This is a genomic window from Trichocoleus sp. Lan (assembly GCF_039961855.1).
Lineage (GTDB): Bacteria > Cyanobacteriota > Cyanobacteriia > Cyanobacteriales > FACHB-T130 > FACHB-T130.
On sequence record NZ_JAMPKA010000001.1, the window covers coordinates 291,426 to 303,253 of the forward strand.

The following is an 11,828-nucleotide window of genomic DNA, read 5'->3' on the forward strand; positions in this document are numbered from 1 at the left end:
CATTCTCTTCAAATAGGCTAATCCCAGATGCAATCGCTATTTTGAGAGATTCCCTTGGCGCTTGCTTATAAGTCAACATTAATAAGTATGATTACTAAAATATTGCTCGATCTCTCAACTCCTTAGACTCTTAAGCCCCCTTATTAAGGGGGGTTGGGGGGATCAACCCCTCTATCTGCCCACAGACACCTTCCAAATTACTCAGCACTTCACTATTATTAAATCTCATCACTTTCAGCCCATAGCCTTCTAATACTTGTGTTCTTTCCATGTCATAATTTTGCCCTTCCTCTGTAAAATGACTATTTCCATCAACTTCTATAACTAACTTCAACTCAGCACAGTAAAAATCAACAATAAAGTTACCAATTGGTCTCTGCCTCAAAACCCGAAACTTAAAAGTTTTCAAGTAGCCGTACCAAAGTTTTTTCTCGGCTTGCGTCATGTTTTGGCGGAGTTCTTTTGCTCGTGGTACAAGTTGTGGATTGTAGGGTAGATGAAAATCTGTTTTATTGAGGTTTTGCTCGCTAGCCATATAGATTTGATCCCCCCTGCCCCCCTTAAAAAGGGGGGTTAATAATAATTAACTTTAGGTATAGCGTTTTTTACAGGAGTGAGGTACGCAAAAATTCACTATTATCAAGCTTTCCAGTTTTGAGAATGTACCTCACATAACCGAGAACCGCTATAAATCTGTTAACTGATTATTGTAGGCGATCGCATCCTCTGCAAAAATCTAAATCTGCCAAAATTGGCAGGATGCGATCGCATCCTTTTAGATGCAATAAAAAAGGGCGCGATCGCACCCACGAAGACAATTATTAAAAAACTTAGAATCTTGAGCCGCAGATAGATTCCACAACCGCTACAGGCTCATTTCGATGTTGCTCTCGGCAAATTAAATTCTTAGCCAAACGTTGCTCAGCATAGGCTCGGTGAGTAAACCAGCCGATCGGTGTACCAGCGATCGCGCCGATCAGCAGACCCGTTAGCAGACTATAAACCAGATGCTTTCGAGTAATCCTATTTTCTTTCATTTAAAAGTTTCTCCTAATGGCTGAACCATTTTAAAGAAAGCAAAATTTAGGATGAATTTACGTCCCTCTCCTTGCTTATATCCGAAGTCGCATCCGTGATGGTATAACGTCTTTGCTCCTATCCCATACCATACGCTTACGCCCGGTTTTGGTATTTTGGGTATTTAAAAATTTTGTTGCTAGCGATGAAATTAGACATTTCCAGTCCGTCCGACAAGGGAGGCGACGACCGCAATTAACTCAGTAGGGTCAATGGGTTTAGCGACATGAGATTGAAAACCTGCCGAAAGGGCTGCTTTTTGGTCGTCTACTCTAACATAAGCCGTCAACGCCACAGATGGAATTTGTCCTTTTTCCGCCTCTAGCGCCCTCACCCGGCGAATTAGACTGTAGCCGTCCTCATTTGGCATCCCAATGTCACTGATGAGTAAATCTGGCTTTGACTGTTGGATAGTTGCGATCGCTTCCTCGGCTGAGGCGGCAGCGATCGCTTCTGCTCCATACTGTTCTAGGATGCTCTTGAGCAACTCACGGGCATCAGCTTCATCATCAACAACAAGGATCTGCAAGCCATCAAGAGGACTTTCCCAAAGGGTGGGAGGACTTTCTTGAGGATTGAGTGCTGAAGATTGAGAACTGCATAAAGATTCCTCTTCCTCAGTCCTCTTTTTCACCCCAGCACTGTTGAGAAGCGGCAACTTCACGATAAATGTTGACCCTTGCCCCTCTCCGGGACTCTCAGCACGCACGGTTCCTCCGTGTAGTTCCACCAAGTGGCGGACAATTGCCAATCCCAGCCCTAATCCTGTATAAGACCTGGTGATAGAGTTATCAGCTTGGCGAAAGCGGTCAAACACGTAAGGCAGAAAGTCAGGACTGATGCCCTCACCCGTATCCCTAACTGAAATCTCGGCGTGGGAGCGATCGCCTTGAAGGTAAACTTCAACTCGTCCGCCTTCGGGCGTGAACTTAATCGCGTTGGTGAGCAGATTCCAGATTATTTGCTGCAAGCGGTCTGGATCTCCTGAAATTAAACCCACAAAAGTATCCACCAACAGATGAACTTGAATGTTCTTCGCATCTGCTGCTGGACGTACCGTATTGATGGCTGACTCAATGACTGGAATCAGTTCCATTGAGCGAACTGTGAGGCGGAGTTGACCTCGAATAATCCGCGAAACATCCAGCAGATCCTCAATCAAACGTGCTTGCGCCTTGGCATTTCGCTCAATCGTTTCGATAGCACGAGCGGTCGTCGCCGCGTCAAATTTTCGGGTACGGAGAAGAGTCGTCCACCCCAGCATCGCATTGAGGGGCGATCGCAGTTCGTGAGAAAGAGTCGCCAGGAACTCGTCTTTCATCCGGTTGGCTGATTCAGCCTGGGTGCGTGCCTCCTGTGCGCGGGCAAGTAACCGAGTACGTTCCTCTTCAGCTTGCTTGCGATCCGTGAAGTCGCGCATGATTTTAGCCAACCCTTGCACCTGTCCGCTCTCATCGCGTAAAGACGTGACAATGCCACTGCCCCAGAAACGGCTGCCATCCTTCCGGACGTGCCAGCGTTCGTTCTCAGCCCGACCTTCCGTTAATGCCTTTACCCGTTCTTTCCTGTCTTCGCCGCGATCGCAGTCTTCAGGTGTAAAAATTATGGAGCCAGATTTGCCCAAAATCTCTGCTTCCTGATAGCCTAAAATGCTTTCTGCCCCTGCTCCCCACTTGATAACACGTCCGTCGGGATCGAGGAAAAAAATTGCATAGTCTTTCATATTTTCCAGCAACATCAGGAAGCGCTCTTCGTTTAACCGCAAAGCCTTCTCTGAGTGCTGATATTGATTCTCTCGTTTCTCTAACTCCGCAACTCGTTGGCGGAGCGCTACTAATTCAGCGATGAGTTCACTTTTAGTTTTATCTTCCTCTTTCATAGGGGGAGCATTACCATCGAGTCTCACTCTAGAGAAGGAGCTGGGATCGAGTCGCGGTCGGTTTTTTAGAACTCTTCTCACAGTTGCAGCTCATAAGGTTTTTCTTCACCTATCTTTAGGCTGAAATTTAAATTATTTAAGTAGTTGAATTAATTTTTAGGGATAGAGAGTCCCCTTCGAGGCAAAAAAAGCTGAGATTTGGTAATTTTTAATCCAGCAGAAAATGCCAAAACATCTAATCTAGAGATTCAGCTAGATTTTTTTAATTAAACTAACGCGATGTGCAACTTTTCCGAATAAGAATTCCACGGAATTCTTTTAGAAAATCCAGCTTTCATCCCACGCTTGTACTCGTATCAAGCGCTTATGGGACAACCTAGCAGCCGTAGGTTGGCTCTGTGTGAGAGAAAAAACAAAGCGAGCGTTTGCTGCATTTGGGTTACACGCACCTCAACCCAATCCATAGGGAATTTGTTAGTCAGCCGTTTCACCTCTCTCCTCCAAAAGAGGGATTCTTTTTTGGGCTTGCATACCTGCAAGTCTAGACATAGCAGCTTGTCCTTAGTAACTTACAGGCTGCTCCTAATTATGAAGATTGTGTCAAGAATACTCCTGACTATTTTAAAGATTGTATAAACTTAATATTAAAAAATCTTCATCAGTGAAAATTCCTTGTATATTTACTTAGAAAACAAGTAGGGTGCATTGAAGAGGTTCAGTAACAATACGTTTATCGGAACAGCGATACCGTAAAATTTTAACCTCTAATAGAAGAAAAGTTACATGGGATACCAGGGAAAATGCTGAAACTTGTTACTTTTGCGAATAATTTATCTGTGTAACTTAATCATGGCGGCTAAAACACCAAAGGTTTGGTCATTCACCGAGAGGGCAACATTAGAATTTTGGGTAGAAGATCCACGACGGGGTGAACGACTTGAAGACATTCATCTGGATTCTGAGCAATGGTTCCAATGGCTAAATTTACCAAGTTCTAAGTCATTTAAATTTGAGCCAGTCGATCAACGTACATCTGATTTCATCGCTAGCAAAGAAACTAAAACCGATGGAGATTTTTGGTACGCCTACAAGAAAGTAAATGGCGAACTATATCACTGTTACATCGGGCTTAGTAAAGATTTAACGTTGGTGCGACTCAGAGAAATTGGGTTGCAATTGCTACAAACTGCGAAAAATGATAGTCCTTCCAGCCAGCAAAGTTATATACAAGAAGTCCATTTAAATTTGCCTGGTGAATCTCAGGAAGTACACCATCTGAAACAGGAAATTCAGCGGTTACAGGACGAACTAACAAACTCTCGCCTAGAGCTTGAGAAGAATCAAAGTATTTGCACTCAACAAAGTGCTGCCAAAGAGGTTCATTTAACAGAATTGGAGCAGCTGAGACAGGAAAATCAGCAGTTACAAGATGAACTGGCAAATTCTCGGCTAGAGCTTGAGAAGAATCAAAGTATTTGCACTCAACAAAGCGCTCCCAAAGAAGTTCATTTGAAAATCTTGGTTGAATCCAAGGAATTAGAGCAGCTAAAACAGGAAAATCAACGGCTACAGGATGAACTGGCGAACTCTCGCCAAACTTACCTAATAGCTTGTCAAGAACATAAGGAAGCGATTCAACAGCTACGCCATCAAAATCAGCGGCTACAAACCGAGTGCGACCAGATGAATGAAGAGATCAAACAGCTCTATGCTAAATATGGCGACCTGAAACTGGAAAAGATAATCCGGCACCAGGACAGCGAAAGAGTGAAAACCCGGACGACTTTGCCAGAGCAGAAGGTGAGCCTGTCAAACACTGCGTACAGCTTTTAAATATGGTGGGGTAGAGAGCGATCGCTTGAGCGAAAAAAAGTAGGAAGCGATCGCTCTCCATCAAGTAGGGTGGCGTAGAGAGCGATCGCGTTACACACCTGCAAAAATACAGGTGTGTTGATACCTTGCTGCAATAGCATCGATTAGGTTTTGGTTGAGAATTAGCCAACACGCAGGCGAACTAATTCTCAGCAGTTATTTATTAGGTGTGTCGTGCCTTTTCAAAACCTGGGGTACCGTGCAACTTTGGTTCAGCAGGCGGAGGTGTCGGTTCTGGTCCTAACGGTTGTGGATTCTCTACATACTCAAACTCGCCTTTGCCGTCCATTGATTTGCCTTTCGCCCAACGTCCTTCAGCACTTTCAGTACCGTCAGAGTGATTCCAGAACTGATAGGCATACTCCCGCTTCTCCAATTCCAGTGGGAAGGAACTCGGAACCGGAGTGTCGTCCAGTCCGGAGTCTACGATATCCTCAATCGCTGCCAACCACTGGTTTTGGTGCATGGTGTCGCGGGCGATCATGAAACTCAAGGTATCTTTCACGCCTGGGTCGTCTGACATTTCATACATTCGCACTGCCTGCAAGCGACCTTGCGACTCGGCGTGGAGATTAGAGCGGAAATCTGCTAACAAATTACCGCTGGCGACGATAAAGCGACCGTTCCAAGGGTAGCCAACGCTGTCAGAGGGCGTCGCACCCAAGCCGGAGACAATAGCGTGCTGCGGGTTCATCGCTGCTGCCATAATCTCATTCCGCACGTTAGAACCGCCCATAACCGCGCCGACTAGCCGATCTGCGGCACCTTCCTCTTGGACTTTTAGAGGCGCTTTGTCCAGCAGATGGGCGATCATCGTGGCAAGCATCTCAACGTGACCGATTTCTTCGGTACCAATGTCCAGTAGCATATCGCGGTACTTAGCAGGCCCTCGACAGTTCCATCCCTGAAATAGGTACTGCATCATCACGGTCATCTCGCCAAAAGTGCCGCCGATGAGTTCCTGAATCTTCATGGCGTAGACCGGATCGGGGTTTTGTGGCGGAGTGAAATACTGAAGTTGCTTTTTATGGTAAAACATTCAAAAACTCCGAATTCTTTTTACTATCAGAACAACAGAAAAATGGTGCAAATTGATATTTAGCAATTTGCTAAATATCGAAATTTCAATTGCAAAACTTATGCTCTCTACTCCTATAGGAAACTATTTAAATCAAGGTCTTGCCTCTTCCTGTAGAAGGACAGTTTTAAGTTTATTTTGGTAAATTTATTCTTGATTTATGTGCCTATTTAATGACGAATTACCAATTATTTTGTATCAAGTTCATTCTTAAAAGTTTGTGTTAATAAAAAAACCGTCTTCATCAAAAAGACGGTTTTTTTATTAGCAGTATTTAAGTATTTTTGCTTAATTCATGTCGGATTAAGCTTCGTCGCGCCCGTGAACTTGGGCGGGTGGAGAAGTTGCCTCAACTGCCGTGAAAGGCTCCAGAATTTTATAGGTGTGGGATGCACCTTTTGGTACAGTCCAAGAATTACCGGGTTCTAACAAAATACTTTGACCTTCCAGGTGCAATTCAGCGCGACCGTTGATGACATAACCAACCGTCTCATATTCTCGCGCAGTTGGTTCCTTTGGTTCGTTGGGTTGCTCGTTTTCCCAAAGGCGCATCGAGATGGTTTTGCCTGATGCGAGATACTTTTGACCCATTTCCCCTTTGGGGGAATTGGTAGAATCTACTTTCATCACAGTTGTATCTGTCATATTTGCTGCTTCCTTGTTGAGATATGTTGTTTAAATGCTCTTAGCGGAGCAAGATCGGATTCCCATCAATGCGGACTCGGAATAGACTGTAGGGCTTTTCTCTTAAATCTCTGCCGCCATGAAAATTTGGTTGGCGATGCAGTTGATTGGCAGTGAAATAGAGATAGCCGTCTGATGCTACAGAAAGCGTATCGGGCCACAAAACGCGAGGATCGTGAACGAGCGTTTCATACATTCCATCCGGTAGGCGGCGAAGAATGGAATTGTGTTCGTAGTTCGTCAGGTAAACGCGGTTTTCAGCATCTGATTCCAGTCCATCTGAAGCACCACTTTTATCGCCGAGATCCACCACGGTTGCTGCTACTTGCGACTCTGTTAATTGCTCGTTTGCTAAAGCATCAACGCTGACACTGTATAAACGGCGACCTGCCAGAGGGCAGTAAAATAAGCGATCGCCATCAGCACTAATCGCAATCCCGTCTGCACCTACTTTGATATAGCTGGGTGGTTGATTAGGCGATCGCATCATCAACGGTTGTCCTTCGACGCTGGGCAAAAAATTTGGTTCGGCTTTGGTGGAGGGGTGATTGTTCAGCCGTCGCCAGCTTTTGCCAGAAGCCAGGTCTACAACAATAATTGCATTTGGCCCAGAACTAGAAGAATCAGTGATGAATGCCATTCCAGCTTTGCCGCGCCGCAAGTCAAATCTGACATCGTTTAAGTAAGTCGTTGGCAGCGCTACATCCTGGGGAAATAGAATTGTTTTGATAATCCGATTTTGCTTTAGGTCAATCCCAATTAATTTTGGCCCCCCGTAGGAAGTGGGGGCAAATTGCGGACTCCCGGTATCTAAAATCCACAGGCGGTTTTGCGGATCGACGACGACACTTTGAACCGAAATCAACGATTCAGCTTGGTTGCTGGGATTTGGGCGGTTAATTTCGGCATTGGGATAAGGCACCGCCGTCCCGTTTTTTAACTCAGCAACGGTAAATTCTACATTGTCTCCCCAGCGAGGGAAGTTCACAAAAATTCGACCGTCCTGAGACACGGTGACGCCAGTAAGCATCGGCCCATTAAAGGAGGCAACTGATTCAATGTTGCCAATCGTTTTCTCAGCAGGTTTCTCAACAAGTTTCTGTGTGGGTTCTTGTGCGGATAGCGCCCGACCGGATGATGCAAAGGGAATTGTCACCACAAGGCTTAAAAGAATTGGAAGCGATCGCCAACCCAGTTTTCCCACGTCTCTCTCCAGATACTTCACGGTGTCAGCACTACTGACTGAATGCTTCGTCAACACTCCTGCAACGCCAACGTCCAGCCGTGACGTCCTAGCAGACTGCTGATACCCCCTCTTATATTAGATGGCATTCATGGTTTCAATTCACTGACGAGACGCAACCCATTGACATCTCGACCACAGAACTAACAAAACACCTATTTCTGTCCAAAAGATTGACTTTCAGCAGTAAGAATCTCGCCAGCTTCTAACTCTTGTTGGAAACGCTGGCGATTTTCTTCTGCCTCTTGTTCAAGTTTTTCAACCAAGTGATAAACTTCTGCAAGCAAATTATTAATCTTGACGGTGTTTTCACCCCGATCAGAGCGGTCAAGTTCCATAGTTTGACCTTATGGTTTTAGTACAACTTTGATGCAGTTGTCTTTTTTATTTTTGAAAATTTCGTAACCGTGTTTCGCCTCTTCTAAAGGCAAGCGGTGTGTGATGACGAAAGAGGGATCGATATCGCCATTTTGGATATGTTCCAACAACGGTTTCAAGTATCTATGGACGTGTGTTTGTCCCATCTTGAACGTCAAGCCTTTGTTGAAAGCAGCGCCCATTGGAATCTTGTCGAGGAATCCACCGTAAACACCCGCTAGCGATACATGACCGCCCTTGCTACAAGCGACAATGACTTGCCTCAGGGCGGTGGGGCGATCGGTTTCCATTCGCACGGCTTGTTTGACTTTATCGTAGAAAGCATCCGGCCCGGTACCGTGTGCTTCCATGCCGACGGCATCCAGACAAGAATCTGGTCCGCGTCCGCCAGTCATCTCTTTGAGTGCTTCACCGACATCGAGTTCTTCATAGTTGAGAATTTCTGCCCCGCATTGTTCTTTAGCCATTTGTAAGCGTTCGGGAATGCGGTCGATAGCGATAACGCGATGGGCACCTAGCATGAAGGCACTTTTGATTGCGAACTGTCCGACTGGCCCGCAGCCCCAGACAGCTACAATATCACCCGGTTTAATGTTGCAATTTTCCGCTGCCATGTAGCCGGTCGGGAAAATATCCGTTAGGAACAGTACCTGATCGTCTGTCAATCCATCGGGAATTTTGAACAAACCGACATCGGCAAAAGGCACCCGCGCATACTCCGCTTGACCTCCCGCATAGCCGCCGAACAAGTGGGAGTAGCCGAAAAGTCCTGATGGCGAATGACCGTACATCTGTTCAGCCATCCAGCCGTTCGGGTTGGAGTTATCGCACAGCGACCACAAATCGCGGTTGCAGAATAGGCAGTTACCGCAGGCGATAGTGAAAGGGACAACGACGCGATCGCCTATTTTCACATTCTTGACGGCGCTGCCAAGTTCAACCACTTCCCCCATAAATTCATGACCGAGGATATCGCCCGCTTGCATGGTCGGGATGAAACCATCGTAAATATGCAAATCGGAGCCGCAAATCGCTGTTGACGTAATTTTGACGATGGCATCGCGCGGGTTAAGAATTTTTGGATCGGGTACATTATCTACCCGCACATCGTTGTTTCCATGCCAACAAACAGCTTTCATTAAATTTTTCTCCTTAAGTCATTCGTCATTATTTATGGGTTATTTCCGATTCATTATTAGTCATTATCAATTACTAAGAACAATTTACTAATGACTAATAACTACACATACACCCTAGGTAAATCTTTCTCTTTGCGAGTTCTCCTGGTTAAGGAGGTTAGGAGGAGCGAAATGTCAAGCAAATATTATCCGTTGTTCCACTATCCCCCCTCGTTAAGGGGGGACAATTTGCACGCTGGATTACAGATTATTTTGAGTAAGATGGGCTGCTCAGGTTATTCGCCGCGTCGTTGAAACCTTCCTGCGTCCCTTGAACTGTCTTACCAACTACATCATCAGCTTTATCTTGAATCTGATTGAAAAACTTTTTGGTACTTGGAGGCGTCGGCTCGTCAAGATTCAGCTTTTCCTTGACATTTTCAGCAGCATCTCCAATTTTATCCAACAAACTACTGCCTGTATCTTCAGTCTGGTCTTTTAGCGTTTCAGTCCTAGCATTGATCGAACCATTAGACCCTGGCACTTGGTAAGCATTGGTTTCTGGTGTCAATGTCGTGTTATTCGCAAGGGCTTGCAGAGGAGTACCGGAACCAAAAGCTTGCATCACCAAAAATGCAGCACTTACCAGAAACGCAGTAGCAATCTGGCGCAAACGAATACTTTGTAGAAAAGAAATTACTTGATTCATGAAAACACTCCAGTTTATTATTTGATGATTCGTAATCGGTTAATTTTTCTTCCCAATTACTGACTTCAAGGTTTCAGCACAACCTTGATACACTTATCTTCTTTGTGCTTAAACATTTCGTAGCCATTCTTGGCTTCTTCTAGGGGTAACTGATGGGTGACGACGAAGGATGGATCGAGTTCTCCCTTCAAAACTTTATCCAGCAACATCTGCATATACTTTTGCCCGTGCATTTGCCCCATCCTGAAGGTCAAGCCTTTGTTGAAAGCAGCACCAAAGGGCAGTTTATCTACAAAGCCACCGTAAACACCCATGATTGAGAGCGTGCCGCCTTTACGACAAGCGACCATCATTTGCCGCAGGACGTGGGGACGGTCTGTTTCCAGCCGGACTGCTTGCTTCGCTTTGTCGTAAACTCCTTCAACTCCCATGCCGTGCGCTTCTAATCCCACCGCGTCAATACAGCAGTCTGGACCCCGTCCGCCAGTCATTTCTTTCAGCGCTTCGCCAGCATCAACTTCTTCGTAGTTAATCGTTTCCGCTTTTGCGTGTTCCCTCGCCATTTGGAGACGTTCGGGAAAACGGTCGATGCCGATCACTCTCTCGGCACCCAGCATATAGGCGCTAATCATGGCGAATTGTCCGACAGCGCCGCAACCCCAGACAGCGACAGTATCTCCTGGCTGAATATCGCATAACTCCGCGCCCATAAATCCGGTGGGAATGGCATCGGAGATAAACAATAATTTCTCGTCGGGAATTTCTGCGGGAACCTTGACGACACCCACGTCCGCGAAGGGAACGCGGATATATTCGGCTTGCGCGCCTGCATAGCCGCCGAATAAGTGAGAGTAACCGTAAATTGCCGAAGTGACGTTACCGAAGAGCTTTTCTTCCATCCAAGCGTTCGGGTTGGAGTTGTCGCACAGCGACCACATATCATGGTTGCAATAGTGACAGTGACCGCATCCGATAGTGGAAGGAACGACAACGCGATCGCCTGGTTTCAAATTGGTTACTTTGCTACCAACTTCGACGATTTCTCCCATGAATTCGTGACCAATAATGTCACCCGGTTGCATCGTCGGAATGTAGCCGTCATAAATATGCAAATCAGAGCCACAAATTGCCGTCGAAGTAATTTTGAGAATGGCGTCGCGCGGATTGAGAATTTTGGGATCGGGTACGGTTTCAACCCGCACATCGGTGGCACCGTACCAACATACTGCTTTCATTGATGTTGTTTATCCTTTTATTAATTACCCCGCCCTTGTGTATCCGCAGGACGGGGTTTCTCACATCCCTGTCTCAGGTAATGCAGTCAGTCGCTTAACTTCTCAACCCGAATTGAGCGAAAAGCCGAATTATCTAGGTGCCCGATTCTTAGTCTTGGCGACTCCCTGCTCATTTTTGTCTTGAACAATACTTGGGTCGCCCACGTCACCAGGTTGATCGTTATCAAATCTTTGGCGGACAATCACATCGGCAGTTTCGGGAATATTTTCTCCCAGCTTTTTGAGGTTCTTCAAGCCAGTATTGCCGATTCCATCTCTGTCCCCAACATGGTCTTCAGCCATGTCAATCGCTTTTTTGATCTGAGCGTTGCTGGTCTTATTAAAATCTAAGTTGTCAGCAACCAGGGTTTGAGCTTGTGCTTGGAACGATGTGCTGTAGCTAAAAGTCGGAATTACTAAAAATGCGATCGCTGCTAGAACGACACTAGCCAAACGCAAACAAATTTTTCGCAAACGATTAATTCCTTGATTCATTTCAATCTCCGTTGTTTATTT

Annotated in this window: 13 protein-coding genes; 1 reads left to right on the top strand and 12 read right to left on the bottom strand. The window is 45.9% G+C overall.

Annotation, left to right across the window (positions count from 1 at the left end):
* Positions 1-130: 130 nt before the first annotated feature.
* From NDA03_RS01225 to NDA03_RS01235, 3 genes are all read right to left on the bottom strand, one after another.
* Positions 131-535, bottom strand: a complete 405-nt coding sequence (locus NDA03_RS01225; protein ID WP_190525862.1) for an endonuclease domain-containing protein — start codon at positions 533-535, stop codon at positions 131-133.
* A gap of 295 nt (positions 536-830) precedes the next feature.
* A complete protein-coding gene (locus NDA03_RS01230; protein ID WP_190413078.1) occupies positions 831-1,037 on the bottom strand; it encodes a hypothetical protein in 207 nt (68 codons plus the stop codon).
* Positions 1,038-1,228: 191 nt separating this feature from the next.
* A complete protein-coding gene (locus NDA03_RS01235) occupies positions 1,229-2,956 on the bottom strand; it encodes an ATP-binding protein (RefSeq protein WP_348237058.1) in 1,728 nt (575 codons plus the stop codon).
* An 849-nt stretch (positions 2,957-3,805) separates the two neighbouring features.
* Between NDA03_RS01235 and NDA03_RS01240 the strand changes: the two genes are divergently transcribed.
* Positions 3,806-4,789 carry a hypothetical protein gene (locus tag NDA03_RS01240; RefSeq protein WP_348237059.1) on the top strand — a complete coding sequence of 328 codons (984 nt, stop codon included), beginning with the start codon at positions 3,806-3,808 and terminating at the stop codon, positions 4,787-4,789.
* On the opposite strand, the gene NDA03_RS01245 is transcribed toward NDA03_RS01240, so the two are convergent.
* The 9 genes from NDA03_RS01245 to NDA03_RS01285 all read right to left on the bottom strand — a co-directional run bounded on the left by NDA03_RS01245 (position 4,786) and on the right by NDA03_RS01285 (position 11,807).
* On the bottom strand, positions 4,786-4,929 hold the full coding sequence (locus tag NDA03_RS01245; RefSeq protein WP_190413076.1) for a hypothetical protein: 144 nt from the start codon (positions 4,927-4,929) through the stop codon (positions 4,786-4,788). The genes NDA03_RS01240 and NDA03_RS01245 overlap by 4 nt on opposite strands.
* 62 nt (positions 4,930-4,991) lie before the next feature.
* Positions 4,992-5,867: a manganese catalase family protein gene (locus NDA03_RS01250; protein ID WP_190413075.1), complete on the bottom strand. Its 876-nt coding sequence runs from the start codon at positions 5,865-5,867 to the stop codon at positions 4,992-4,994.
* Between the two features lie 342 nt (positions 5,868-6,209).
* On the bottom strand, positions 6,210-6,551 hold the full coding sequence (locus NDA03_RS01255) for a cupin domain-containing protein (protein ID WP_190413074.1): 342 nt from the start codon (positions 6,549-6,551) through the stop codon (positions 6,210-6,212).
* 40 nt (positions 6,552-6,591) lie between these two features.
* Positions 6,592-7,749 (bottom strand): L-dopachrome tautomerase-related protein, encoded by a 1,158-nt coding sequence (locus NDA03_RS01260; protein WP_348237089.1) that lies wholly within the window; start codon positions 7,747-7,749, stop codon positions 6,592-6,594.
* A gap of 239 nt (positions 7,750-7,988) precedes the next feature.
* On the bottom strand, positions 7,989-8,171 hold the full coding sequence (locus NDA03_RS01265) for a hypothetical protein (protein WP_190413073.1): 183 nt from the start codon (positions 8,169-8,171) through the stop codon (positions 7,989-7,991).
* A gap of 9 nt (positions 8,172-8,180) precedes the next feature.
* On the bottom strand, positions 8,181-9,350 hold the full coding sequence (locus NDA03_RS01270; protein WP_190413072.1) for a zinc-dependent alcohol dehydrogenase: 1,170 nt from the start codon (positions 9,348-9,350) through the stop codon (positions 8,181-8,183).
* 247 nt (positions 9,351-9,597) lie between these two features.
* Positions 9,598-10,038, bottom strand: coding sequence for a hypothetical protein (locus NDA03_RS01275; protein WP_190683808.1), 441 nt, complete (start codon positions 10,036-10,038; stop codon positions 9,598-9,600).
* A gap of 65 nt (positions 10,039-10,103) precedes the next feature.
* On the bottom strand, positions 10,104-11,273 hold the full coding sequence (locus tag NDA03_RS01280; RefSeq protein WP_190413070.1) for a zinc-dependent alcohol dehydrogenase: 1,170 nt from the start codon (positions 11,271-11,273) through the stop codon (positions 10,104-10,106).
* A 129-nt stretch (positions 11,274-11,402) separates the two neighbouring features.
* Positions 11,403-11,807, bottom strand: a complete 405-nt coding sequence (locus tag NDA03_RS01285) for a hypothetical protein (RefSeq protein WP_348237060.1) — start codon at positions 11,805-11,807, stop codon at positions 11,403-11,405.
* Between the last annotated feature and the right edge of the window lie 21 nt (positions 11,808-11,828).